At 44.1% G+C, this 26,329-nt stretch carries 25 protein-coding genes and 1 pseudogene; 15 read left to right on the forward strand and 11 right to left on the reverse strand.

Annotated elements, in window-relative coordinates:
• The first annotated feature begins 19 nt into the window (after window positions 1-19).
• From rnpA to mnmE, 4 genes are all read left to right on the forward strand, one after another.
• Entirely contained in the window at window positions 20-412 is a 393-nt protein-coding gene (rnpA, locus tag ACIG3F_RS11300) for a ribonuclease P protein component (RefSeq protein ID WP_004728981.1), read from the forward strand.
• Window positions 413-421: 9 nt separating this feature from the next.
• Window positions 422-742: a membrane protein insertion efficiency factor YidD gene (gene yidD, locus ACIG3F_RS11305; RefSeq protein WP_004281931.1), complete on the forward strand. Its 321-nt coding sequence runs from the start codon at window positions 422-424 to the stop codon at window positions 740-742.
• 5 nt (window positions 743-747) lie between these two features.
• Entirely contained in the window at window positions 748-2,511 is a 1,764-nt protein-coding gene (yidC, locus tag ACIG3F_RS11310) for a membrane protein insertase YidC (RefSeq protein WP_004728983.1), read from the forward strand.
• A 92-nt stretch (window positions 2,512-2,603) separates the two neighbouring features.
• Window positions 2,604-3,962, forward strand: a complete 1,359-nt coding sequence (gene mnmE, locus ACIG3F_RS11315; RefSeq protein WP_396470078.1) for a tRNA uridine-5-carboxymethylaminomethyl(34) synthesis GTPase MnmE — start codon at window positions 2,604-2,606, stop codon at window positions 3,960-3,962.
• A gap of 44 nt (window positions 3,963-4,006) precedes the next feature.
• Here mnmE and ACIG3F_RS11320 read toward each other — a convergent pair whose 3' ends face one another.
• On the reverse strand, window positions 4,007-5,152 hold the full coding sequence (locus ACIG3F_RS11320) for an MFS transporter (RefSeq protein ID WP_396470087.1): 1,146 nt from the start codon (window positions 5,150-5,152) through the stop codon (window positions 4,007-4,009).
• Window positions 5,153-5,531: 379 nt separating this feature from the next.
• Here ACIG3F_RS11320 and ACIG3F_RS11325 point away from each other — a divergent pair, with 379 nt between their 5' ends.
• A complete protein-coding gene (locus tag ACIG3F_RS11325) occupies window positions 5,532-6,233 on the forward strand; it encodes a DsbC family protein (protein ID WP_396470079.1) in 702 nt (233 codons plus the stop codon).
• Between the two features lie 92 nt (window positions 6,234-6,325).
• On the opposite strand, the gene ACIG3F_RS11330 is transcribed toward ACIG3F_RS11325, so the two are convergent.
• The 3 genes from ACIG3F_RS11330 to guaD form a co-directional block, all read right to left on the reverse strand.
• Window positions 6,326-6,583 (reverse strand): GlsB/YeaQ/YmgE family stress response membrane protein, encoded by a 258-nt coding sequence (locus ACIG3F_RS11330; protein WP_004281926.1) that lies wholly within the window; start codon window positions 6,581-6,583, stop codon window positions 6,326-6,328.
• A 172-nt stretch (window positions 6,584-6,755) separates the two neighbouring features.
• Window positions 6,756-7,283, reverse strand: coding sequence for a hypoxanthine phosphoribosyltransferase (hpt, locus tag ACIG3F_RS11335; protein WP_004647133.1), 528 nt, complete (start codon window positions 7,281-7,283; stop codon window positions 6,756-6,758).
• Between the two features lie 224 nt (window positions 7,284-7,507).
• The gene (gene guaD, locus ACIG3F_RS11340) at window positions 7,508-8,836 is read right to left on the reverse strand and encodes a guanine deaminase (RefSeq protein ID WP_219307867.1); all 1,329 of its coding nucleotides are present in this window, start codon (window positions 8,834-8,836) and stop codon (window positions 7,508-7,510) included.
• Between the two features lie 98 nt (window positions 8,837-8,934).
• Between guaD and ACIG3F_RS11345 the strand changes: the two genes are divergently transcribed.
• A complete protein-coding gene (locus ACIG3F_RS11345; protein ID WP_219307869.1) occupies window positions 8,935-9,507 on the forward strand; it encodes a nucleotidyltransferase family protein in 573 nt (190 codons plus the stop codon).
• A gap of 40 nt (window positions 9,508-9,547) precedes the next feature.
• Here ACIG3F_RS11345 and ACIG3F_RS11350 read toward each other — a convergent pair whose 3' ends face one another.
• Window positions 9,548-10,513, reverse strand: a complete 966-nt coding sequence (locus ACIG3F_RS11350) for a TerC family protein (protein WP_004728997.1) — start codon at window positions 10,511-10,513, stop codon at window positions 9,548-9,550.
• 331 nt (window positions 10,514-10,844) lie between these two features.
• Entirely contained in the window at window positions 10,845-12,038 is a 1,194-nt protein-coding gene (locus ACIG3F_RS11355) for a sugar transporter (protein ID WP_396470081.1), read from the reverse strand.
• A gap of 155 nt (window positions 12,039-12,193) precedes the next feature.
• On the opposite strand from ACIG3F_RS11355, the gene ACIG3F_RS11360 reads away from it, so the two are divergent.
• Together ACIG3F_RS11360 and ACIG3F_RS11365 are read left to right on the forward strand one after the other, a co-directional pair.
• Window positions 12,194-12,472: a GNAT family N-acetyltransferase gene (locus tag ACIG3F_RS11360; RefSeq protein WP_005094867.1), complete on the forward strand. Its 279-nt coding sequence runs from the start codon at window positions 12,194-12,196 to the stop codon at window positions 12,470-12,472.
• 31 nt (window positions 12,473-12,503) lie between these two features.
• Entirely contained in the window at window positions 12,504-12,794 is a 291-nt protein-coding gene (locus ACIG3F_RS11365; RefSeq protein ID WP_396470082.1) for a GNAT family N-acetyltransferase, read from the forward strand.
• On the opposite strand, the gene ACIG3F_RS11370 is transcribed toward ACIG3F_RS11365, so the two are convergent.
• A complete protein-coding gene (locus ACIG3F_RS11370) occupies window positions 12,787-13,134 on the reverse strand; it encodes a hypothetical protein (protein WP_396470083.1) in 348 nt (115 codons plus the stop codon). The genes ACIG3F_RS11365 and ACIG3F_RS11370 overlap by 8 nt on opposite strands.
• Window positions 13,135-13,330: 196 nt before the next feature.
• Between ACIG3F_RS11370 and ACIG3F_RS11375 the strand changes: the two genes are divergently transcribed.
• A complete protein-coding gene (locus ACIG3F_RS11375) occupies window positions 13,331-13,804 on the forward strand; it encodes a BLUF domain-containing protein (protein ID WP_180039085.1) in 474 nt (157 codons plus the stop codon).
• Between the two features lie 62 nt (window positions 13,805-13,866).
• On the opposite strand, the gene ACIG3F_RS11380 is transcribed toward ACIG3F_RS11375, so the two are convergent.
• Complete coding sequence (locus tag ACIG3F_RS11380; RefSeq protein WP_004281911.1) at window positions 13,867-14,949, reverse strand: zinc-dependent alcohol dehydrogenase family protein; 1,083 nt, start codon at window positions 14,947-14,949, stop codon at window positions 13,867-13,869.
• Window positions 14,950-15,307: 358 nt separating this feature from the next.
• Window positions 15,308-16,672 carry a UDP-N-acetylmuramate:L-alanyl-gamma-D-glutamyl-meso-diaminopimelate ligase gene (mpl, locus tag ACIG3F_RS11385; protein WP_004729013.1) on the reverse strand — a complete coding sequence of 455 codons (1,365 nt, stop codon included), beginning with the start codon at window positions 16,670-16,672 and terminating at the stop codon, window positions 15,308-15,310.
• Window positions 16,673-16,914: 242 nt separating this feature from the next.
• Here mpl and ACIG3F_RS11390 point away from each other — a divergent pair, with 242 nt between their 5' ends.
• A complete protein-coding gene (locus tag ACIG3F_RS11390) occupies window positions 16,915-17,256 on the forward strand; it encodes a DMT family protein (protein ID WP_004729014.1) in 342 nt (113 codons plus the stop codon).
• A gap of 6 nt (window positions 17,257-17,262) precedes the next feature.
• Here ACIG3F_RS11390 and ACIG3F_RS11395 read toward each other — a convergent pair.
• Window positions 17,263-18,588, reverse strand: a pseudogene (locus tag ACIG3F_RS11395) (DUF2254 domain-containing protein).
• A gap of 244 nt (window positions 18,589-18,832) precedes the next feature.
• Between ACIG3F_RS11395 and purE the strand changes: the two are divergent.
• From purE to ACIG3F_RS11410, 3 genes are all read left to right on the forward strand, one after another.
• Window positions 18,833-19,345: a 5-(carboxyamino)imidazole ribonucleotide mutase gene (gene purE / locus ACIG3F_RS11400; protein WP_004647147.1), complete on the forward strand. Its 513-nt coding sequence runs from the start codon at window positions 18,833-18,835 to the stop codon at window positions 19,343-19,345.
• A gap of 15 nt (window positions 19,346-19,360) precedes the next feature.
• Window positions 19,361-20,482, forward strand: coding sequence for a 5-(carboxyamino)imidazole ribonucleotide synthase (locus ACIG3F_RS11405; RefSeq protein ID WP_004729017.1), 1,122 nt, complete (start codon window positions 19,361-19,363; stop codon window positions 20,480-20,482).
• Window positions 20,483-21,196: 714 nt separating this feature from the next.
• Complete coding sequence (locus ACIG3F_RS11410; RefSeq protein WP_219307905.1) at window positions 21,197-22,489, forward strand: lytic murein transglycosylase; 1,293 nt, start codon at window positions 21,197-21,199, stop codon at window positions 22,487-22,489.
• Between the two features lie 102 nt (window positions 22,490-22,591).
• Here the strand turns inward: ACIG3F_RS11410 and ACIG3F_RS11415 are convergent, their stop codons facing one another.
• Window positions 22,592-23,719: an anhydro-N-acetylmuramic acid kinase gene (locus ACIG3F_RS11415; RefSeq protein WP_396470085.1), complete on the reverse strand. Its 1,128-nt coding sequence runs from the start codon at window positions 23,717-23,719 to the stop codon at window positions 22,592-22,594.
• A gap of 80 nt (window positions 23,720-23,799) precedes the next feature.
• Here ACIG3F_RS11415 and tyrS point away from each other — a divergent pair, with 80 nt between their 5' ends.
• Together tyrS and ACIG3F_RS11425 are read left to right on the forward strand one after the other, a co-directional pair.
• Window positions 23,800-25,014: a tyrosine--tRNA ligase gene (tyrS, locus tag ACIG3F_RS11420; protein ID WP_004647151.1), complete on the forward strand. Its 1,215-nt coding sequence runs from the start codon at window positions 23,800-23,802 to the stop codon at window positions 25,012-25,014.
• A gap of 531 nt (window positions 25,015-25,545) precedes the next feature.
• Window positions 25,546-25,839: a hypothetical protein gene (locus ACIG3F_RS11425; RefSeq protein WP_005104912.1), complete on the forward strand. Its 294-nt coding sequence runs from the start codon at window positions 25,546-25,548 to the stop codon at window positions 25,837-25,839.
• Window positions 25,840-26,329 lie beyond the last annotated feature (490 nt).

Raw genomic sequence — 26,329 nt, forward strand, 5'->3', positions numbered from 1 at the left:
TAAGACGATTTTGGGTGTTATGACAAAACTTTATAGTTTTGGCACAGAGTTCCGATTACGCTGTGCTGCCGATTATAAAGGTGTCTTTGATGGTGCGCTTTTTAAAGTGCATCAACCCCATTTCTTATTTCTTGCAAAACATTCCGAACTGCCAAATAGCCGTTTGGGTTTAGTTGTTGCCAAGAAGAAAGTGCGACGTGCACACGAAAGAAATCGAGTAAAACGACTTGCTCGCGAAAGTTTTCGCCTGCATCAACAGCAATTAGATGACTTAGACATTGTAATCATGCCAAAAATGGGTGTTGAAGCAGTGCCTAATGCAGAATTGCACCAGCAATTACAATTTGCCTGGCAGAAACTGAACCGTCTTGCCAAAAAGCATTCAAAAATAGCCCCCTCCCCACAAAAGTAGAGTTGGCCAATGGTACGTTTACTGCATTGGTTGATCCGTTTCTATCAGATTGCGATTAGTCCTCTTCTTGGACCGCGCTGTCGTTATATTCCAACTTGTTCTCAATATTCCTTGGAAGCAGTCCAGATGCATGGCGCTGGGCGTGGAGTGTGGCTGGCTACTAAACGTATTTGCCGTTGTCATCCGTGGGGGGGCTCGGGATATGATCCTGTTCCCTCAAAAGCGATTCGTTTTATTTCATTTCAGCAAATAGATTCTCAAACGCTTCACGTTGCTGTACCCTTTCGTGATCGTTTATTGAACCAAAATCACTCTCACCACTTGGGGTAATACATATGCAACAATGGGCCAGGATTGCAATTCTCGGAGCCATGTTTGTTGTCGCATATTTGCTCATTTTGGCGTGGCAAAAAGATTATGGAAATGCTGAAACAAAACCGCAGCAGGAAACTGCTGTTGTTTCGCATGACGTATCTGCAGATTTGCCAAATGGTCAGACGGCTACAGTTGCCTCTGATCTGCCACAAGCAAATGTGCCAGCACAGCAAGCCACGGATGCCACAGCACCTGTAAGTCAGCAGCTTATTTCAGTACAAACTGACCTTTATCATCTTTGGATTAATCCTAAGGGTGGTGATATTGTTCGTATTGAATTACTCAATCATGACAAGAACAAAGACAGCGATGAACCGTTCGTCATGCTGGAAAGCGATGCGAAACGTACTTATGTCGCCCAGTCTGGCCTGATCGGTCTGAATGGACCGGACAGCAGCCGTAACGGCCGTCCAATGTATGAGCTGGAAAAAACTGCTTATACCCTGGCAGATGCGAAAACAGTCAAATCCAAAGACGGTGAAAACCTGAAAGTATTGTCTGTACCGCTGGTGTTTAAAACCGCTGACGGGATCGAGATTATCAAGACCTTCAATTTCACTGAAGGTGAATATCCGGTCGTGGTAAATCACAAAGTGGTCAACCGCAGTGGCCAGACCTGGCAAGGTCAGATGTTCGGTCAGATCAAACGCGATAACTCGGAAGATCCAGGCAAGTCCGATCAAGGGATCTTCACGCTGGGAACATTCCTCGGCGGTGCATGGGGTACCCCGGACGAGCAGTACAACAAGCTTAAATTCGACAACTTTGTTGAAGAAAAAGTCAGTACTGAAGCGACAGGTGGTTGGGTGGCAATGGTACAGCACTACTTTGTCAGTGCATGGGTTCCAGGTCAGCTGAAGTTGACTCAAGGCAATGGCGAAGCTTATAGCGCCAAGCTTGAATCACGTAAATCAACCGATAACATGAACATCATCGGTTTTACTTCACCAACGTTTAATGTACCAGCAGGTACCGTGGCTGAAATTGATGCGACTTTCTATTCAGGTCCAAAAATCCAGTCAGAACTGAAAGATTTGGCTGCAGGTTTAAACCAGACCGTTGATTATGGCTGGTTATGGCCAATCGCGAAATTGCTGTTCGTGGGTCTTGAATTCTTCCATGGTCTGGTGGGTAACTGGGGTTGGGCAATTATTCTGTTGACCATCCTGGTGAAAGTGATCCTGTGGCCATTGTCGTCGAAGAGCTATCGCTCGATGGCGAAAATGCGGGTGATTGCGCCAGAAATGCAACGCATGAAAGAAGAGTTTGGTGAAGACCGCATGCGCTTCTCTCAAGAAATGATGGCATTGTATAAACGTGAACAGGTCAATCCGCTTGCCGGCTGTTTACCGCTGTTATTACAAATGCCGATTTTCCTGGCCTTGTACTGGGTATTGATGGAATCTGTGGAACTGCGTCATGCGCCATGGATGCTGTGGATTCAGGATTTGTCTTCAATGGATCCTTGGTTCATTCTGCCGTTGTTGATGGGCTTGACCATGTATATCCAGCAGTCGTTAAATCCGCAGCCGACCGATCCAATGCAGGCGAAAGTCTTCAAGTTTATGCCGATTATCTTTACGGTATTCTTGTTGTTCTTCCCTGCAGGCTTGGTTTTATACTGGATCGTCAACAACTTGATCACGATTCTGCAACAAACTTTGATTAACAAGTCTGTTGCCAAAGATCGTGCCAAACGTGATGAGGCCACTCCAGCCAACTAAGTTGTACGGATAGGCTGAATAAATCCGCTTAAGATGGTAATCTTAGGCGGATTTTTTTTGGCTGTACTTTTGAGTCCTTGCAGGTGAATTTTATGCTCAACCGAACCACAACTATTGCTGCGATTGCAACTCCACCAGGACGTGGCGGCGTTGGGGTGATTCGCCTGTCTGGCCCAAAATCCTATGAAATTGCTCAAGCCCTGACACAAAAAGAACTCCCCCAGGCCCGTTTTGCCGGTTTTCGCCAGTTCTACGATGCGACAGGCGAAGTCATGGATGAAGGACTGGTCATCTGCTTCCCGAATCCAAACTCATTTACCGGTGAAGATGTGGTGGAGCTACAAGGTCATGGCGGTCCGGTGATTCAGAATGCCCTGCTTGGCCGTTTACTGGAGCTGGGAGCCACTGCAGCCAAAGCGGGTGAATTCTCCATGCGTGCTTTCGAAAATGGCAAGCTGGATCTGGTGCAGGCTGAAGCAATTGCCGACCTGATTGATGCAACTTCGCAAGCGGCTGCACGTTCTGCGGTGCGTTCACTGCAAGGAGCTTTCTCGACCAAAGTCAATGCAGTCCTTGAGCAGCTGATTCATCTGCGTCTGCATGTGGAAGCCGCGATTGATTTTCCGGAAGAAGAAATCGACTTTCTGGCAGATGGCAAGATTTTAAATCTGCTGGATGGCGTATCCAGTGCAGTCACTCAAGTCCAGCAATCCGCACGTCAAGGACAGCTTCTACGTGAAGGCTTGCAAGTCGTAATTGCAGGTAAACCGAATGCCGGTAAATCCTCTCTACTGAATGCGCTGGCCGGAATTGAACGCGCGATTGTGACCGATATTGCTGGCACCACCCGTGATGTGCTGCATGAGAAAATTACCTTAAATGGCTTACCGATTACCCTGACCGATACGGCTGGTCTGCGTGAAACCGGTGATATCGTGGAAAAGGAAGGGATTCGCCGCGCGATTAAGGAAATTGAACAGGCCGATTTATTACTCTTGGTCTATGACTTAAGCCAGGGCGAAGATCCGCTGCAACTCGCCCAAGAATATTTTGCCGAACATATCGAGCCAAAACGTTTGATGCTGATTGGCAATAAATGCGACCTGACCGGTGCTGAAGCCGTGATTGGCGATTTAAATGGTTTCCGGCATATTGCAGTCTCTGCCAAACAGGAAACCGGTGTTCAAGCGCTCATAGAGGCGATTACAGCGCATGCAGGCTTCCAGCCTGAGGAAGACACCTTTATCGCCCGTACCCGTCATTTAGACGCAATGAAGCGCACTCAGCTCTATCTGGCTGAAGCGCGTGAACAACTGGTGGTGTATAACGCCGGTGAACTGGTGGCGGAATCCTTACGTCTGGCGCAAAATGCCTTGGGTGAGATCACTGGTGATTTCAGTGCAGATGATCTGCTGGGCAAGATCTTCGGTTCATTTTGTATTGGTAAATAATTATTTAATAAAACATCAAAAAAGCCCTCAACTGAGGGCTTTTTTTAGGCTGGTAGGCGGGATTTTTGATACGCCCACCACAGCGCAAAACACAGCAAACTAATCGCGATACAAAAGCTGATTACGGCGAAATCCAGCCCCCAATGATCGGCCAGATAACCCACAGCAATGATGGGAACAATAGTGCCCAGATAGGCAATAAACAGATAGGTTGACATGACGGCTGCACGGTTGTCTAAGCTGGTCATTTGATGAATCAGGGCAAAAGCACCCATCAGGGCAAAACCATGGCCAATTCCAAAGCAAATATCACTGATAAAAAATAGCAGGCTGATTTTCGAATACATACATAGCGCTAAAACCATCAGGCTCAAGCACATCATCATTAGGCCGATATTCAGACATTTAGACGCTGCGACCGCTTTGGTTATAAACTGCACGATCACTGAAACCACTAAGATACTGGTAATGGCCAGTCCGCTGACCAGAGGGCCATGCCAAGGTAAAATATTTCGGACAAAGGATGGCGACAGGGAAGCAAACAGGCTAAAGGCGGCAAAGGCACTAAAAGCTGTCACTGCAATAATCATAAACACACGATGAAACTGGGCTTCAGGTCGTTGCAGTTTAGGCGCCATGCTAAAGGGCTGAACCTCAAACTTGGGTGCTTTAATCCAGAACAGGCCAATCAGACACAATACGGCACCCAGAATAATCGGCAAATATGGCATCACCAAAGGCGCAGCGGAAAACTGCGCAATCACGCCACCGACCAAAGGTCCCAAACCAAAACCCATTGCGGTGATGATTGAAATCAGTTGCGGTGCAGTGTGCTTATGGCTTTCCGGGATGGTATGCATTAAACCCATCATGGCAGAAGTGGTCATCAAGCCCGAGGCAATCCCAATAATAAAACGGCCAATCGAGAGGATCAGTGCATTCTGGGCAAAAACGGAAATGATCAGACCCAGCGTGATCAGGGCCAGACCAATTTGCAGGGTCCGTAAAAATCCGATGCTGTTACTGGTTCTGCCCAAAAACAACAAGGTCGAGAGACAGCCAAACATATAGGCGACAAAAATGTAGGTGATCTGGCTGGGCAGCAAATGCCAGAGCTGTTGATAAATCGGATAAAGCGGACTGGCCAAAGCGGTGCCAATCGTTCCCATCATTAAAGCCAGGCTGACCATCAAGAACGGTCGCCAGCTGGTCGTTATTGTCATGAAAATGCCGTTATAGTGTTAATCCTTGGCCAATCCATGTCAGGGCGTAGCGAGGAAAATAGAAAGTGTCTGCAGTTTAGAATGGATACAGAAAATCGGTCAAGGCTGAATGAGTAAAATGTTTATCATTTAATATATTTTAATTATATAAAACAATTACTTATTATGAATATTGATGTGTTTTCTAGATAGATTGGAGTTCAATCTAACGCTATACATGGTGTTCCACGTGAAACATTATGAACTTGTTTAACTGAGTCTAAACAGTAACATAAATGTTTGAGAAATTTAAAAGCAGAGCGATTAGAATCGAAGCATATTCTTATCCAATTCATGTAGAACATTCATGTTAAAAAAAACACTGATCATTAGTTTAAGTACATTCATTTCAAGCTTCGCATTTGCCAATATTGATACGGTACAATCTAATTTGGCAAAAAACAGTCCCAATTTAAAAATTGAAAATATTCAGACCACCGAGATGAAAGGCATCTATAGCGGTTCCATGCAGGGCCAAGTGGTTTATCTGAATGAAGATGCCAAGCATCTGATAGCCGGTCCGATGCTGCGGATTCAGGATCAACATAATCTGACCCGTGATTTAATGCTGAAACAAAATAGTATCGACTGGAAAAAATTACCGCTTCAGGATGCTGTAAAAAGTGTAAGAGGTACGGGTAAACGTCAGATTGCGATCTTTTCTGACCCAAATTGCCCGTATTGTAAAAAGCTTGAGCTAGAGCTGAAAAAACTGAATGACTTGACCATTTATACCTTTATTCTTCCTTTAAAACCCCAGTCGGCTGCTCCTTCAAAACAGGTGTATTGCGAGTCTAATCCAGCTCAGGCATGGGAAGATCTGATTGCTCAAGGAATTCAACCTAAATCGAAAAAAACTTGTGCCAATCCGATTGAACGGAATAAAAAACTGGCTCAGTCTATGGGGGTGAATGGTACACCTGCGATTATTTTTTCCAATGGTTTTAAGGTGATGGGCGCCTATCCGGCAGAGCAGATTGAGCAGATTTTTAAAGAATTCAATTTATAAAAATTAAATAAAGATATCAGTCGCTCAATATAAAAAAAGCACCTCATGGGGTGCTTTTTTTATTAAGGTGATCCAGTCAGCATCAGCTTGATTTAGACCGTGCGGCGTTTGGTCACCATATTATAAATAAACAGAATAATCACAGCACCAATCACGGAAGCAATCAGACCTGCTGCGGAATCTGCCGAGTACAGACCGAGCATACGACCACCAAAAGTCGCCAACAAGGAGCCGGCAATACCCAGCAAGGTGGTCATGATAAAGCCTGCCTTGTCATTACCTGGATGAATGGCACGTGCAATTAGACCTGCTACAAAACCAATGACGATCGCCACAATAATTGTCCACATATGCATACTCCTTCTTATCATGTCTTTGTTTTCACATCTGTTTAATCATCTTGAAACAAAGTCAGGATCATAAAAAGTTGAATCCTGAAACGAGATGTTATTTTTTGTTCCCGGTTTTTTCTGTATTTTAGGTATAAAAAAAGTGGCTTATGCCACTTTTTTCAACCTGATTTTAAAGACCGATTTCACCAATAAATGGCAGGTGACGGTACTTCTGGTCATAGTCCAAGCCATAACCCACGATAAATTTATCTTCAACCTCAAAGCCCATAAATTCGACCTTCAAATCGATTTCACGACGCGATGGTTTACTTACCAAAGTACACAGTTGAATCGAGTTAGGTTCACGGGTTTGCAGGATTTCGAGTACCTTGCTTAAGGTGTTGCCTGAGTCAATAATATCTTCAACCACCAGCACATCTTTACCACGGATTTCACCGTCTAAATCTTTCAGGATTTTTACATCACGTGACGATACCGTGCCACCGCCATAACTGGACACAGTCATGAAATCCAATTCATGCGGTTTTGAAATCACACGACATAAATCAGCCATAAAAATCACTGAACCACGTAATAAACCGATGAGCACAAGTTCTTTGTCACTATTGGCATAGTGTGCATTGATTTGAGCACCAAGCTCTTTGACTTTAGCTTGAATTTCTTCAGCGGAAATCATTACGCTCATTTGAACGGTCATGGGTAGATACCTAAAAAGTAAAAATAGCAAAATAAAAAAGGTGTTGACCTGCAACACCTGAATACGTCGCAATTTTAATACATCCCTAGCAGAGATGCACCTGTTTTGCTGGCTGTAAATGTAATCATTTTTTAGCCGCTGCTGAATCGCGTTTCAATAAAAAAACACAGCCCAGTGCCATTGCAGACAGGATCAAGTATTGGCGACGGCGGGATTTTTTTGTTTTATTCACTGGATGCTGCTTTGACATAAACGGCTGCTCCATAGACATAGGTGGCTGCAATATTACGGTCATCACCAAGCATGGTCAGTGCAAAAAATGCATCTTCAATATTTTTAGCTTTGCTCTGGCGTAACTGCTGTAAGGCAGTGGCATTGAGATCCAGAACCACAAAGTCGGCTTCTTTGCCAATATTAAAGTTCCCCAGGCGATCATCTAGACTCAAGGCTTTGGCACCGCCTAAAGTGGCATGATATAAGGCTTCAAAGGCAGAAAGTTTTTCACCCTGCAACTGTTGCACCTTATAGGCTTCATTCAGGGTTTGCAGCTGATTAAATGATGTTCCTGCTCCAATGTCTGTGCCTAAGCCGACTTTGACCCCTTTGTCCCAAGTCTTTTTCAGGGGAAATAAGCCACTGCCCAGGAATAGATTTGAGGTCGGACAAAAGGCAATGGCTGAGTCGGTCTGATGCATACAATCCCACTCTTCATCTTCCAGATGCACGCAATGCGCGAAAACGGATTTGCTGCCGGTTAAACCATAATGATGATAAACATCCAGATAACCTTCACGTTCAGGAAAGAGTTCTTTTACCCAAGCAATTTCATTTTTATTTTCACTTAAATGGGTATGTACATAGACATCCGGATATTCGGCTTTGAGCTGTCCGGCTTTTTGTAGTTGTTTAGGTGTTGAGGTTGGTGCAAAGCGTGGAGTAATCGCATACAGGTTCCGCCCCTGTCCGTGCCATTTTTTAATCAGCGTTTTAGAGTCAATATAAGCCGTTTCTGCTGTATCCGTCAGCGCTTCCGGTGCATGACGGTCCATCAGGACTTTACCCGCAATCAGACGCATATTGCGTGTGGTTGCGGCATTAAATAAAGCATCTACGGATTCAGGATGAACGGTACAAAAGACCAGTGCAGTGGTGGTGCCATTTTTAAGCAATTCCTGCACGAAAAATTCGGCAATTTTTTCGCTATAGGATGCATCTTGGAACTGGATTTCAGTGGGGAATGTATAGGTATTTAACCATTCCAGCAGCTGTTCACCATAAGCCCCGACCATTTCCGTTTGCGGGAAATGAATATGGGTGTCGATAAAACCGGGAACAATCAGTTGATCTGGATAGTGCTGTAATTCAGCGTTGGTAGGAAGTCGTGACTGCCCTTCTTGCCAAGGACCAAACCACTGGATTTTACCTTCGTGAATGATGACTATACCATCTTCTACATATCGCACTTGGTCGTGTATATCACGTGCTTGGGCAACTGTATTCTGAATGTCGAGGAAGCGACCACGGATCGCTGTCGTTGCAATTACAGAAGACATTTTAAACCTACGCTTTTAATTTTTTCGATTGATTGTAGCTGAAAAAATTGCCATGTTTGTATGAACATTCATATTTAAATAGTGATCCCGATTCTTCTATGACCTCATCCAATGATCATGATCAATTTCAACAGATCGTGCGTGCGCAGCCGACCTTAATGCGCATCTTGCATCAGTTAGCACAATTGCACTCTGAAGCTTATGTCGCAGCGGGTGTGTTACGTCATGTGATCTGGGCGCATTTACATGACTGGGAATATGAAATGAATCATACTGAGGTCGATGTAATTTTCTATGACGAAAATAAGCAGGCTCGCGCTATAGAACAGCAACTTGCAGATCAGTTAAAAGACTATTTTCCAGATATCTGTTGGGATGTGACCAATCAAGCCTTTGTACATGAGTGGTATCGTACCGATCAAAATGAAAGTATTGAGCCTTTAACTTCAATTAGTCATGCGCTGTCATTATGGCCAGAAACTGTCACGGCCTTGGCACTGCGCCTGAAAGATGATGAATTGGAATTGATCGCTCCTTTCGGTTTAGCAGATTTATTTGAGTTAAAGCTGCGTTGGAATCCGAATTTAGTCAGTTATGCCGTGTTCGAACAACGCATGCTGAGCAAACAGTTTTTGCAAAAATGGCCCAAATTATCCCTGATAGAACAATAAAAAAAAGCCTGCTGATGCAGGCTTTTTTGATGATTACTTTTTACAGGGTGGTTTCGTTATATTTCTTGCTATGACGAATCGACAAGATCGCGGTCACAGTCAGGACAATCACAATAAAGCTCAAAGAAATCCAGATCGGCATATGGAACACATCTAGCATCAGCATCTTAAAGCCGATAAAGACCAGAATGATCCCGAGGCCATAAGGCAGATAATGCATTTTTGAGGCTGCGCCCGAGAGCAGGAAGAACATTGCGCGCAGGCCTAAAATCGCCATCAGGTTTGCAGTGAGGACAATGAAGGGATCGGTGGTGACGGCAAAAATAGCCGGAATAGAATCGACGGCAAAGATGACATCAGAGGCTTCAACCAGGATCAGGACCAGGAACAACGGCGTTGCCCAGAGCAAACCATTTTGACGGACAAAGAATTTGTCGCCCTGAAGTTGCGGGGTAATACGCATATGTTTACGCAGCCATTTTAGAATCGCCATATCTTCAATATTGCTGTCTTCTTCATGCTGACCACGCAGGAATTTGAAGCCGGTATACACCAGGAACGCACCGAAGATATATAGAATCCAGGAGAATTCCTGCACGAACCACGCACCAATAAAAATAAAGATAGTTCTGAGCACAATCGCACCCAGTACGCCATATAACAGCAGCTTGCGTTGCAGTGCGGGTGGAATGGCGAAGGCCGCGAAGATCATCAGCCAGACAAAGACGTTATCAATCGCCAGGGATTTTTCCAGCAGATAACCGGCAAAGTATTCCATGACCTTGGCATTGGCAATTGCCGTGCCTGCGGTCTGCTCCAGATACAGCCATAAGCCGCCACCAAATAAAGTCGCGACACTGACCCAGGCAATACTCCAGTAGGCAGCAGTACGGACTTTAACTTCCTGACCATGCTGATGCTTAAAGCCGACAAAATCGATTATCAGCATGACTGCGACAATCGCGAAAAAGACGAGATACAGCCAGAGTGTACCAATGGTTTCCATGTGAATTCTCCACATCGGACAACTAGCCATAAAAAAACCTTGACCAGTTGCCAGATGAAAAACATCTATAACAACATGATCAAGGTCTTGCCTACATCTTACTGTTCCACTTTTTTATATAAAGTGTGACTTCAAGATGCTCAGATACCGACTTTTTGCAAAGTGTAATGACGATATTCTGACACGTTTAAAAATTGAAATTTCATTCTTAAACGCTTGGAGGAGGCTACTCCCCTTGTTCAAACTAAATTTTATTTGAGCGGTAGCTCAATGTGCAGCAAGTATGACAGATTTTTGCTAAGACTACAATTTCATTTACAAAAATCATGCTTCAAGGCGCTTTCTTACCTAAGAAATCCGGACGCTGAATCAGGTATAAGCTGATCAGAAAACCCAAGCTGGCCAGGATTGCTCCTACCCAGCCAATACTATGCAATCCGATATGTGCCGTTACCAGACCGCCGAGTAAGGCACCGCCGCCAATCCCGACATTGTATAGACCTGAAAAAATCGCCATGGCGACATCAGTCGCATCTGAAGCCAGATTTAAGGTCTTGGCTTGTAGGGCCAGACTAAACCCAATAATGCTGATGCCCCAGATTAACGCCAGGCTATTGAGCTGAAATACACCCTGAGACAGTGGCAGAAATAACAGCAGCGAGATTCCCAGCCCGAGTGTAAATAGCGGAATGGTGAGTCGGGGAAAATGCGGTGAAAAGCGGCCAAATACGTAAGAGCCGATCAGACCCGCAGCGCCATAAATTAGCAATAAGCTGGTGGTTTGCGCAGAGCTGAATTGCGCAATATTCAGCGCAAAGGGTTCAATATAACTATAGGCGGTAAATTGCGCACTAATCACAAGCACGGTAAGCGCAAAGACCAGCATCAGGCTGGGACGTTTCAGCAAGCTCTTTAAACTGCTGAGTGAACCTGAATTGACACTTGGCAATAAAGGCAAGGTTTTGGCCAGCAATACGCACACCACGCTCGCCACAACTGCGATCAAAGCAAAACTATTGCGCCAGCCATAGGCCTCCCCGACCATCCGGCCAAAGGGAATTCCCAGAACCATCGCCATGGCGGTACCGGTAGCCAATAAGCCCAGTGCCTGAAACTCTTTGCCCTTTGGCGCAACCCGCACGGCAAGCGACGCCGTAATTGACCAGAACAGCGCATGCGCCACGGCAATACCAATCCGGCTCAGCACCAGAATGCTAAAGCTCCAGGCAAAATAGGACAGCACATGACTGAAAATAAACACCGCAAATAAAACCATCAGCAGAAAGCGCCGTTCAATATTTTTGGTCAGTAACATCATTGGCAAAGAAAGCAGCGCCACGACCCAGGCATAAATTGTCAGCATCCACCCGACCTGGGTCGGTGACATGGCAAAACTGGTACCAATATCACTTAATAGTGCTACCGGGATAAATTCGGTGGTATTGAAAATAAAGGCAGCAGAGGCTAAAGCAATCACACAGACCCATTGACGCGTCACCGAGGAGGTGGAAGAAGAGCTGGACATACATATCTGATAAAAAGAATCGGCCGGCAGTTTAAACCTGTTGAGCAGAATGCGGTATTGGTCAGGAAAACAGATTCACAATCCTTTAAAAGAAATCTAACAATAGAGCAGGGAAAAATATGTCAGTCTGGCTTAAAAACAAGGAGAGGATCGGCATGTTGATCGAGCATCAGCAACAGGACACTGGAGGTTTATGGTTTGTAGAGCCAAATGAAAAACGTCTGGCAGAAATGAGTTATTCAAGAGTAAATGAAGATCAATTAGTGATTGAACACACCTGGGTCGATGACAGCCTACGCGGACAGCACGTCGGGTATTATCTGGTCGAGGCCGCTGTGAATTTTGCCCGTGAACACGGCATCAGGATTATTCCAAAATGCCCTTTTGCCAAATCCGTGTTCGAGCGAGAGCCTCGCTTTAATGATGTTTTATAATTTTAAAATGACAACAAAGGTTTAGATTCGTATGGAAATTAAATATCAAGATTCAAAACGTGGTGGTGTATTTTTTATGGAAGCTCAAGGACGCCGCCTGGCGGAGATCACTTATCAATGGCGGGGCGATGCCGTCATCATTGCTGATCATACCTGGGTCGATGATTCCCTGCGTGGTCACGGTATTGCCCGAAAAATGCTGGATGCACTGGTCGATTTTGCTCGTGAAAAAAGTTTAACCATTATTCCGCAATGTTCCTATGTGGATGTCATGTTTAAACGTGACCGTAGTCTGGCCGATGTCGCAGCAACGGCTATTTAACCATCCAAGGGGATTTCCCGAAAGATAAATGCAGTTTTTCTTTCAAGGCAGGAATCAATATAACCTGTAACAGGGTATATAAACCGAAACCTGCCATCACGCCGGTCATGGCCCAGAAAATTTCTTCAAACTGTTGCAGCATCACTAAAATTGCCATGATCAGCAGGTAACTGGCATGAAAATAAATACGATGTCCAACAAATTTCAAAATCGCCCAGCTAATAAAAATTGAACTGATCAGCAGATTGGTTTGAGCGCTAAATTGCCAATTATTTAAAGTGATCATCAAGACAAAACACACACATAACAAGGCGAGGGTTAAAATCAGATCTTTTAACATCAGGTAATCCTCATGCTTACGGTAGGTGTATGAAAATATTCGTTTAATAATTTAGGCACTATTGTTAAAAGTTTAATCCAGAAATGCAAACTGAAAACCATGTAAGCAAAAACGGATATTTGCTTAAAAAATAGTCGACTTAATTTAAAATTATTGATTAAATTGTGTTTTTAATTCTTCCCTCTAGTGAGATGGCATGATGCTACAGCTTTGCTATGCCAGTGAACGCATAGAATCTGAACAAGAGTTGTTACAAGATTTAAGCGATATTTTGGCCACTGCCCGGAAGTTCAATCTTCAGCATCAGATTCATGGGGTGTTGTATTATTCCCATGGTAAATTTTTCCAGTGCCTTGAAGGTCAGGCTGAAGTAGTAGAAAGCTTATTTCAGAGCATTTGTCAGGATCCCCGTCATCACAATATCTTGCGTTTTGCAGATGCAATGGTAGAGCAGTCCCATTTCTCGGAATGGTCAATGAAATATGTGCATAAACACAGTGAAATTTCTTCTTTATTTTCACGTTTAGGTTTGAAGCAATTTGATCCCCATGCCTTGCAGCAGTCAGGAATTGCCGAATTCCTCAAAGTACTGTATCGCCTGGAAGAAAATCAGGCCAGTCTGGCATCGCCAAAAGGTTATAAGCAGCGTGGTTATGTCCCCTATTTTTGATCTGATGGATCAAAGCTGAAAATAAAAAAGTCCGCATGGCGGACTTTTTTGTCTGATGTGGATTAGGTCATGTCAATCATGACTTTTAAGGCCTTTTCATCAGAGGCATGTTTAAAGACATCATAGGCTTTTTCAAAATCGGAAAATTTAAAATGATGGGTCGCCAGTTTTTCTAGGGGCAATTTGCCGGAACAGCAGGTTTTCAGCAACATCCCTGTGGTATTGGCATTCACCAGGCCGGTGGTGATGGTCAGGTTTTTAATCCAGAGTTTGTTCAGTTCAAAACTCACCGGTTTACCATGTACGCCGACGTTGGCAATATGCCCGCCCTCCTTCACGACATGCTGGCAAATATTCCAGGTAGGCTCCACCCCCACTGCTTCAATGGCACAGTCGACCCCGCGTCCATCGGTAATCTCTAGAATCTTTTGAATGGCATCTTCTTTGGCAGAGTTGATGATATGCGTCGCGCCGACAGTCTTGGCAAATTCCAGCCGATTATCATCCATATCCACCATAATAATATTGGCGGGTGAATAAAACTGTGCGGTGAGCAGACAACTCATGCCGATTGGCCCTGCCCCGACAATCGCGACATTGTCGCCTGGTTTGACATCGCCATATTGCACCCCAATTTCATGTGAAGTTGGCAGGATATCTGAGAGGAATACGGCCACATCTTGATTCAGGCCATCGGGTAAATGATAGAGTGAGGTATCGGCAAAGGGCGTGCGTACATATTCGGCATGGGTGCCATCAATCATATAACCCATGATCCAGCCGCCTTCATTGCGACAATGGGCATAGAGCTGTTTCTGGCAGTTTTCACAGGTTCCGCAGCGGCTGACACAGGAAATAATCACCCGGTCGCCCTTTTTAAAGTTTTGCACGGCGGAACCAACTTCTTCCACAATGCCAATACCTTCGTGACCTAAAATACGTCCCTTAAAGCTGCCCTCTTTACGCGTAGCCTCCTGCTCAATTTCCGGGTTTTTACCTTTCCAGATACCCAAGTCGGTACCGCAGATGGTAACTTTTTCCAGTTTAATGATGGCATCGCTGGGATGCAAAATGGTGGGAACTGGGCGGTCTTCAAAGCGGATATCATTTGCGCCGTAATAGACCATCGCTTTCATCGTTGTCATGACACATCTCCTAATGGAATGAGGAATGAGAATGACCTGACTCAGCGAGAATAATGAACGCCTCGATTGCTTTTATATAGTGACAGCGATGGGCTGATTTATGATCTGGCTTTCAGGCCTATAGATACCTGTGTTCTTCTCGATTGTGCCTTGAGTGATATGGCGCTGCAATGAGTCTTGTGTACAGATTGCAACAAAAGATCATCAGGGAGGGTTCAGAGATAAATCTGCTATTTGGGTCAATATTTAAATCATAGGATTGCAGGATCAGAACAACGGTTCACTTTTTCTCAATCAACGTTTTAATATGCTAAAAAAAGCCCGCTAGGCGGGCTTCTTCACTTCACTTAAATCTGTTTTATGCTTGTAAAACAGTAATCAGCTTCTGATGCAAACCACCAAAACCACCATTCGACATAATTACTACGGCATCGCCCTCGCCTGCCTCTGCTACCACGGTCTGAATGATGTCATCCAGTGTGCGTGCAACTTTGGCCTTGTTTGGCGCAGCCTCAATGACCGGTTGCAGATCCCAGTCCAGTCCTTCTGGTTGATACCAGATCACTTCATCGGCCAGACGTGCTGAATGAGCCAAGCCATCTTTATGACTGCCCATGCGCATGGTATTGGAACGTGGTTCAATAATTGCCCAGAGTTTGCGTTCACCCAGACGTTTGCGCGCGCCTTCTAAGGTCGTATCAATCGCCGTCGGATGATGGGCGAAGTCATCATAAACCTCGATACCACGAACAGTGCCTAACAGTTCCATACGGCGTTTCACCCCACCAAAATTCGACAGCGCTTCACAGGCGGTTTCAATTGATACGCCAACATGTTCAGCAGCGGCAATGGTGGCCAAGGCATTGGCCACCGAATGCTGCCCGGTCATATTCCACTGTACTTCGCCTTTGACAACGCCCTGTTGCAGGACTTTGAAATGTGAACCATCTGCTGACAATTGTTCTGCATAAAGTTCAGATTTTTCGTTGGCATCTAGACTGGTGCGCACTACAGGCGTCCAGCAGCCCTGCTCCAGCACTTCATCAATATTGCTTTCAGTAATCGGCGCGATAATCCGGCCTTCACTTGGAATAGTACGAACTAAATGATGAAACTGTTTTTGAATTGCGGCCAGATCATCAAAGATATCGGCATGGTCAAATTCCAGGTTATTTAAAATTGCGGTTTTTGGATGGTAATGCACGAACTTGGAACGCTTGTCGAAGAAAGCAGAATCGTATTCATCGGCTTCGACACAGAAATATTTCCCACCACCGAGACGCGCACTTTCCGAAAAGCCCAATGGCACACCGCCAATCAGAAAACCTGGCTCCAGACCGGCTTGATCCAGTACCCAAGCCAGCATCGTGGTGGTCGTGGTTTTACCATGTGTTCCGGCGACACCCAGCACGTGTTTACCTTGCAGAACATGATCAGCCAGGAACTGCGGACCTGAAATATAAGGCAGACCTGCATTCAGCATATATTCGACTGCATCAATACCACGCTTCATGGCATTGCCGACGATTACCAGATCCGGATGAGGCTGTAAATGACTGCGGTCATAACCCTGTATTAAAGTGATGCCCGCATTTTCAAGTTGGGTCGACATGGGTGGATACACATTCAGGTCTGAACCTGTTACCTGGTGGCCCAGATCGCGTGCAAGTAGCGCTAACGAGCCCATAAAGGTGCCACAAATACCCAAAATATGCAGATGCATCTACTTTACTCCGTTCCTGTCTGACCCATCACTTTATATTGGTGCTGTTGTCATGATTTATTCAATTTGCAAGCAACGATAGCAAGGCTTTAGCTGAAAAGATAGTGAAAATTCTGGCCTTGTTGTGGGATTTTTTAAATCCTGTTTCACGGATAAATTCAAAGAAAATTTCAAAGCGATGCAATATCTTTTCGCCAAATAAACCGTAAAATAAGTTCGACTTTTTTGCAGAGTGCATGCAAATGCTGCCGGCTTTATTTCTTCTGGTAATTGCCAACTGTTTTATGACCCTGGCCTGGTATGGGCATTTAAAATTTTTGCCGCATGATGCACCGCTCTGGCAAGCGATTTTGTTCAGCTGGGCCATTGCCCTGTTTGAATATAGCCTGATGATTCCAGCGACCAAATTACTGGCGCAGCAAGGCCTGGCAGTCGGTCAAATGAAAATCACCCAGGAAGTCGTGACCTTACTAGTCTTTGTTCCTTTTATGATTTTTATGTTTAAACAGCCCTTTAAACTGGATTATCTCTGGGCCGCTTTATGTCTGTGTGGATGTGTCTATTTTGTCTTCCGTACCCCTTAACTTGATCTAATGGCTCAGCTGAATCAGGGGGAAATGGCTTCTAAATTCAGAAAGTAATTTCTGCCGATCCGGTTCAAATTCCAGTTTATTCAGGCAGCGTTGGATTAATTCAATCGCCATTATTTCTGCAGCCTGTTTTAGTTCAGGTTCGGGTACATTATGTTGAATCATCGCTAAACATTTCAATATTCTCTGATTGAGTTCAATACAACCCACACAATCTCGGGCCATTGGTGCAAAACTACTGTAAATCAAATCCCCGAGATCAAAGATATCCACACTGATATGCGGACAATCCCGCTCCGGTAAATCTTCAGCGGCCTTGCTGTCAATCAGGATTCGGGTTAAGGCATCAACGGCATTAATCGCTGATCCAACATCGTTCACTGCGGGAGACATCGCTTTCTGCCCCACTTCGCTCATCACCACCACACCAAAACGCGGGTCCTGTAAAAAGCTGCGATTGGTTTCAATGATTACATGATTCAAAATGGAGTTTCGGATCTCCTACTGCTGTTCCGGGCTGAAAGCGCGGTCGCTATATACCTCTGCCAGTGCCGTCATCGGATCCAGAAATTTTCCGGGTAGCTGGGGAAGATGGATATGCAGCTGTTGGCTGACGGCCAGTTGCTCCAGTCCTTCACTATTAAAATTGGTGAAATAGCCGGTCTGGGTACTAAAAACATGAAAGGCAGCTGCTTGCTCTGGACGTTGTCCGGTGGCACCAAAATTCGGCTGATGTCGAAACTCCGCCAAGGCCGTAGAAGCAGCGACTTCAATTTTGTGAATGGTGGTGGTGAGGTTGCCCAGTTGCGACAGGGTGTGTACCCAGCGAATCAGGATATAAATCAGGTACATCAATACCAAAATGGTACTGATAAACAGTACAAATCTACCTGCAGGACCATAATAGCCAAGCCCGAGCGCAATCTTGGCAATTACAGCATAAATAAAAGCCGAGATAAAACTGCTGATAGCAAGGCGGGTATTGTCATCACTCATCATCAGCTGATAGGCACGTGGTGTCCCGCTGGATGAGGCAGACGCAAAGGCTGCGACCATAATCGACAGGGAAAAAGTGGTGACTGCCAGCATGCTGGAAGCAATAATATCTAGCAGGCTGCTCAGGGTTTCAATACTGATATTGGGAACAGTGCTGGTCGGGATGAAATAGCGACTGGCGATTGCAAACAGCGAGAAAAAGGTCGCAAAGAGGGCGCCAAGGGCCGGCATCAGCCATAAGTTTTCTGAGGGGTTCTGTAGCCAGATTTTTAGTTTGTACCACATAAAAATGCCCTGCCAATGTATAGGTTTTAGTATTAAGTTATTCATTGCAAAAAAGTTTTATCTTGATAGTTATACTTTTTTTAATGTGATGTATGTCCTATTTTTGTATTTTTAGCCGCAAAATTATCTTTTTATTTTCGACTATTTTCCAAACAGATAATTTTAATTCTTAATTGTTGAGCTGAACTTTAGACCAAATCAATTTCAGTCTATAATGAGTACTCCTATTCAAGCTTGGCTCTCTCGTCGAGATTTATCTTTTCTCACTTTAATCTCTGGAAAATTTGCAATGAATGCGGCTGCTGCACAAGATACTCCTCTCGTAGGTATTATCATGGGTTCTCAATCAGATTGGGCAACTCTCGAACACACTGCCAATATGCTCAAGCAGCTTGGTGTCCCATTTGAAGCCGAAGTTGTTTCTGCACATCGTACTCCAGACCGCCTGTTTGAATATGCTGAACAAGCGCGTGATCGTGGTATTCAGGTAATTATTGCTGGTGCAGGTGGCGCAGCGCATTTACCGGGGATGTGTGCGGCGAAAACTGATCTGCCAGTTTTGGGTGTACCTGTGAAATCTTCGATTTTAAACGGTGTTGATTCATTGCTGTCTATTGTGCAAATGCCAGCCGGTATTGCAGTCGGTACCTTGGCCATCGGTCCTGCCGGTGCAACCAATGCTGCCATTATGGCGGCGCAAATTCTGGGTTTGACGCGTCCAGAGATCGCAAAAAATGTTGCAGATTTCCGTGCAGCGCAAACAGATAAAGTCGCAAGTAACAATATTCCAGGCCAGGCTTAAGTCGAGATACAGATTATGGATAAAACCATCGGTATTTTTGGTGGCGGTCAGCTGGGTCGTATGATGGCGCAAGCGGCACTTCCATTAAATATTCAATGTACATTTTTTGAAGCCAGCACAGACTGTCCTTCTGCTGCTTTGGGTCCGGTGATTTCGAGCCAAGCTGAAAATGGTCTGCAAGACTTTATTAACAGTGCAGATGTATTTAGCCTTGAGTTTGAAAATACGCCACTTGCAGATGTTGATGTACTGACGCAAAGCAAGCAACTGCATCCGCCGCGTCAGGCTTTGGCGATTGCCCAGCATCGTCTGTCTGAAAAAGCCTTGTTTGATGAACTGGCTATTCCGGTTGCACCGTACAAAGCGGTCACTTCACTGGAAAGCTTACAGGCTGCTGTAGCTGAACTGGGCTTGCCGATCGTACTGAAAACTTCGCGTGGCGGTTATGATGGCAAAGGTCAATTTGTTTTACGTTCGGCCGATCAGATGGATCAGGCCTGGGCAGAATTGGGCCCTGCGGGTGAACTGATTGCTGAAAGTTTCGTGACTTTCTCGCGTGAAGTTTCAATCATTGCAGTACGCGGCCAAGATGGTGATGTTAAAACCTGGCCATTGGCGGAAAATCATCATCATAACGGCATTCTGTCGCACTCGATTGTGCCGGCACCGAACAGTGCAGATTTGCAGCCGGTGGCGCAAGATTACATCACTCGTCTGCTGAATCACTTGAACTATGTCGGTGTGCTGACCCTTGAGCTGTTTGTGACAGACAATGGCCTATATGCCAACGAGATGGCACCACGTGTGCATAACTCGGGTCACTGGTCGATTGAAGGTGCAGTATGTTCGCAGTTTGAAAACCATGTGCGTGCCGTGGCAGGTTTACCTTTAGGTTCAACTGAAGTGATCCGCCCAACTGTCTTGGTGAACATCATTGGTCAGCATCCGAAATCTGCAGATGTACTTGCTCTGGAAGGTGCACATTTGCATCTTTACAATAAGTCAGAGCGCGAAGGCCGCAAGATTGGTCACATTACCCTGATGCCAAATGACAGCGCGCAATTGTCTGTACTTTGCCGCCAACTGGCGAAAATTTTACCGAATCCATTGGCATTGAGCGAAGATATGACCATCTAGGCTTTAACTTGCTGATAAAAAAAGCGATCACTTTGGTGATCGCTTTTTTATTTGTCTGCTTTCAGGCATGATTGCGCCTCTTCAAAAATACCTGCCATTGGTCGGATCAGTTTTTAAATCAATTGCTTATAAACTGATCAATTGAGTATAAATATAACAATCCAATAAAACCTTTTTTACAGCTGAATTTTGCCATATTCACTTGTAGATAAGCTTGAAATCAAAGTTTGAATTTAAAACTGGAAAGCAGTTTTGAATTTAAATTCATAAAAATAAATTCAAATTTAAATCGCACTTTGAATTTAAACTTGCGCTTTTAAATTCAAAAAATATGAATTCAAATTTAAAACTGGATAAATGAATTCAAAGTTTTTGAATTTAAAAATATTAGCTCATTATTCAAATGAATTTAAAACAAAAACGAGTGTAATTAGAGCATGTTGATGATCGTGACTCGCTTTTCCTGAAACAAGTTATCCCCAGTAATTTTTTAAATTCAAAAATAATTCCAAATGTTTTGAATTTAAATTTAAAAATCCTGCTGATTTGAATTTAAAACAAGCTTGTGGATAACTCGTGTTTAAATTTAAAGATTACAAAATGAATTTAAAAGTGTAGGAATTATGAATTTAAATTTACGCATTGGCGCTTTAATTTTCATCATGAGCTGCTAAGGTAGAAGCATAATTCAAAATCTAAATATTCAAGGGTCTTATGCAACGGCTTGCACTTTTTATTGGTTCTGTGGTCTTGGCTGCTTCACAGGCACAGGCTGAACTTATTATTAATGGTCAACGTGTCACGCCGACTGATTTGACCTCTAGTTCAAATATCCCGAATTATGCCTCCCAAAATAATTTTCAAAACTGTCTCGCTAATTTGCGCAGTCAAGCTGTTGCTAGAGGTGTAAGCGGCAGTACCTATGATCGTTATACCCAGAACTTAAACCCGGATTATTCAGTGATTGAACGCCTGAATTACCAGCCTGAATTTTCTACCCCAATTTGGGATTATTTGTCTGGTTTGGTGGATGAAGAGCGGGTTCAGCTCGGCCGGCAAAAATTACAGCAACATCGTGAGGTGCTCAATCGTGTTGCTGCCACCTATGGTGTACCTGCAGAAACGGTGGTTGCGGTCTGGGGCGTCGAGAGTAATTTTGGCGATATTTCCGGGAAATATCCTTTATTACAGGCTTTGGGGACTTTGAGCTGTGAAGGTCGTCGCCAGAGTTATTTCCGCGGTGAGTTTTTTACCACCATGAAACTGTTACAGCGTGGTGATGTGCGCGAAGAACAATTAAAGGGTTCCTGGGCAGGCGCGTTTGGTCATACCCAGTTTATGCCATCGACTTATGATGAGCTTGCAGTTGATTTTGATGGTGATGGACGACGTGATCTGGTTTCAAGCATTCCGGATGCACTGGCATCGACCGCCAACTTTTTAAGTAAGCGTGGCTGGCAGAGCGGACAACCTTGGGGCTTTGAAGTCAAGATCCCGCAAGGCATGTCGATTTCCGGTGAAGGCCGTCGCAATAAAAAATCGCTAAGTAGTTGGATTAATCAAGGTGTAGTTCGTGCCGATGGTTCGGCATTGATTCAAGGAAATTTATCGCAATCCTCTCAAGCCGGATTGCTTGCACCTGCAGGATCGAATGGCCCAGTATTTTTAGTATTTAAAAACTTCGATGCCATTTATAGCTATAACGCGGCAGAAAGTTATGCCTTGGCCATTGCCCATTTATCAGACCGTTTGCAGGGTAAAGGTAGCTTTGCGGCCACATGGCCTACTGATGATCCGGGAACTTCGCGTGCAGAACGTCGTGAGATCCAGCAATTTCTGTTAAACCGTGGCTATGATATTGGTGCAGTGGATGGTCTAATTGGAGATAAAACCCGTCAGGCGATTCGTCAGGAACAGCAGCGTTTGGGCTTAAGTCCTACAGGTCGTGCCGGTCAGCAGATTCTGCGTGCTTTTAGAAATGAAAATGCCAAACGCATGATGCAATAAAAATATTGAAAACGAAAAAAGGTCTGCATTTTTGCAGACCTTTTTTAATGACTATCTTTCCAATAACTATATAGTCATGGAAATAATATTGTTTAGGATGGCTTAGACTGCAGTAATGGTACCGAGGACGCGATATCCAGCAGCACCAGTGACTGCTGGCAGGTTACCATTCAGCTGATTCATAAAACGCATGGCCAGCCAGGCAAAGGCCGTGGCTTCAACCCAAGTCGGGCTTAAACCAAGATCGGCGGTAGTTTGTACGCTCCATTCATGCTTGCGTAGGCGCCAGCGCAGTTGCTCGAGTAAATGTGAGTTATAGGCACCACCACCACAAACAAAAACTTGTCCGGTATCCATGCCGGAGCGGTAAATGGCTTTTTTAATGGCACGGGTGGTGAGCTTTAATAAAGTCGCCTGTACATTTTCCGGAGTATCTTCCAGTTCATCGTATTGCAGGTCATTGCGCCAGTCAGCAATCTGTTCATCCAGCCATTCCAGGTTGAAATCTTCACGACCAGTACTTTTCGGAGGCTCTTTGGAGAAGAATTCGTGTGACTGCAAGCGATCAAGTAAACTGCGAATCGGGGTGCCATAGGCTGCCCAGTTGCCATTTTCATCAAAAGGCTGACCAGTATAACGGGCACACCAGGCATCCATCAGGATATTGGCCGGTCCAGTATCAAAACCATACACCTCTTCAGGCTTCCCGGCAGGCAGCAGGCTGACATTCGCAATACCGCCCAGATTTAAAATGACACGGTGAATGCTGTCATGCTGGAAAATATCCTGATGAAATGCCGGAACTAAAGGTGCTCCCTGACCACCTGCCGCCAGATCACGACGACGGAAATCTGAAATCACCGGAATCTGGGTAATTTCAGTAATGATATTCGGGTCACCAATTTGCAGCGTGAAGCCATGTTCAGGACGATGCCGGATGGTCTGGCCATGCGAGCCAATCGCCTTGATTCTGGATTTATCCAGGTTATTTTTTTCAATCAGCGCATTAATGCCATGACCAATCATTTGTGCCAGTGCAACATCAGCCTTGCCCATGCGGTCAATTTCATTGTCATCTGGCAAGGTTAGTGCCATCAGCTCGTCCCGAAGGTCTGGATCAAATGCCAAAGTGAGTGTGGCATGAAGCTGGAGTGGATCAAAAGAAGCAGCAACAATATCGACACCATCCATGCTTGTGCCGGTCATTACCCCAATATAGATCGCTGTCATGGTTATTCTTAAGCCTGCAATATGCTGAAAAAGTGTTAGTATATCGCACAAATTGAGTAACTGATGTATTGGATTTTGTGATGTCAAATTTCCTGCCGGCTGAAGAACAACTTGCCCTCATTCAACGAGGCACCCACGAAATTATTTCTGAAGAAGACCTTCTCAAGAAATTAAAATTGAATCGTCCATTAAAAATTAAAGCGGGTTTTGACCCGACTGCACCTGATTTGCACTTGGGCCACACGGTTCTCATTAATAAGTTAAAAGTATTCCAGGATTTGGGTCATGAAGTATTGTTTCTGATCGGTGACTATACTGCGATGATCGGTGACCCGACCGGCAAGAGCGCAACACGTCCACCATTGTCACGTGAACAGGTTTTAGAGAATGCTAAAACATATCAAGAACAAGTATTTAAAATTCTTGATCCAAACAAAACCAAAGTGGTGTTTAACTCGGAATGGTTTGCACAAAAAACTGCGGCTGATTTGATTCAACTGGCATCACAGCAAACGGTTGCGCGTATGCTTGAACGTGATGACTTCACCAAGCGTTATAACAACCAGCAGCCAATTGCGATTCATGAATTTTTGTACCCATTGGTACAAGGCTATGACTCTGTTGCGCTGGAAGCAGATGTTGAATTGGGTGGTACAGACCAAACCTTTAACCTGTTGATGGGGCGTACCTTACAAGGTCGTTATAATCAAGAAGCACAAGTCTGTATCACAGTGCCAATTCTTGAAGGTTTAGATGGCGTCAACAAGATGTCTAAATCTTTAGGTAACTATATTGGTGTATTTGATGCACCGGGCGCGATGTACCAGAAAGTGCTCTCAATGCCGGATGCATTGATTGAGCGTTATTTTGATCTGCTGAGCTTCAAAACCATTGAAGAAATTCAGCAACTATTAAAAGAAGTGGCAGAAGGCCGTAACCCGCAAGAAGTCAAAAAGATTCTTGCACTGGAGCTGGTTGAGCGTTTCCATGGTGCAGAGGCGGCTGCCAATGCGCATAAAGGCGCGGGCAATATCATTACTGAAGGTGAATTACCCGAAGGTACGCCAGAAGTAACTATTTCACGTGGCGAGTTTGGTGGGGAAATCTTTATTACCTCGATTTTACGTGAAGCCGGCTTAACCAAAAATGCAGCCCAGGCTAAGGATGCATTAGGCCGTGGTGCAGTGAAAGTGGATTGGCAGACTGTAGATACGACTTATTCTGTGAAAGAGAACGTAACTTTGATTGTTCAGGCCAGTAAAAAAGCAATCGCTAAAGTCACTTTTGTTGACTAAAAAACGGATAAGTTATTGAAATAAAAGCAGGCTTCGGTCTGCTTGTTTTGTTGATGTTCTATATTTAAAAATCAAATAAGTAAAGTCAAAAAAAACCCTATGAAAACAAGAGTTAATTTTTCCCAAATCACTTGCTTTTCATCTTTATTATGTATAGGATTTATTCATCTAGAGAATTCGTTTAGAGCATCTAGAGGGTAGTAAAAATAATAGTACTCCACAACTGAGAAGTCTCTTTTCCAAGAGGCTCTTTTTAAAAGCTTTAAAGCGAATAACTATAATAATGACATAATGGATCGGGTAAAGATTCAATTCTAAGGAGGAGATTTTGGGAGAGATCTCTTCCTTTTTTATTTATTCTGATTGCGTAATCAAAATATAAATCTGCATGCCTACTCTTCTTGTTGAACAACTAAACTTAAAATTAATCAGCAAATCGAACTTAGGTGAATGACCTCTAAGGGTGAGTTCATTTCAATTGACTCCAAAAGAAAAGTGCAAAACATAAAAAATTAAAGCAGAGGTGATTGAATGTATCGCTTTCCAACAGAAGATATTTTTGATGAACAAATCGATTGCATATTACGGTTCTTATTTGAATACCAGCCGGTCGAACAAAAACAGCAACTCTATGGATCTGTCTATACTTTATTTATGCAGCTTGATCTGGCCGCGCATTACTTTTTATTTTCCCTGATTGAAGAGCAGTTACCGCGACGCGCGAAATTATTCTTTATTGCCGAGGATTATCAGGGCAAGAAAGACATGATTGTAGAAGTTATGCAGCACTGGCTTAGACAGCAACAACAGGAAAAAGTCGCTTAATGCAAAATAACAGACTTTATCTTCTATATATAAGTGATCTAAGCATGGTTTTGGGATTCGAAAACTAAAAATGAATACCTCTTCTATATAGCAGCCTAAGAATAGGCTTTTATAAAAGCTTTTTACGTCAAAAATAACTCATCAATTGAGGAGTCTAGGATTTAGATCGGTTTGTTGGGCAAGGTAGGGGAATTTTGGTTTTCTTTTGACGAGCTAATTTAAATAAAAGACAAGATTTCAATATCAAAAGGCTAAAAATACTGTTTTAAATATTATTGTGATAGTTTTTAGGTCTAAATGAATTTTCCGTTATAAAAATAAAATGAAGTGTTTAGTGGGTTTATTGCATAAAAATGCTTAAAAATTAGATAAAAAAGCGATTTTTTAGTAATTTTTGTAGAAAAAAAAGACATACGTGAAAAATATAGTGAATTGGGGGTTGCAATGATTCTGAAATCCTCTAGAATGCACCCATACCGACGAGATAGAT

The sequence above is a fragment of the Acinetobacter sp. NPDC052428 genome, from assembly GCF_044547685.1.
Taxonomy (GTDB): Bacteria; Pseudomonadota; Gammaproteobacteria; order Pseudomonadales; family Moraxellaceae; genus Acinetobacter; species Acinetobacter lwoffii_G.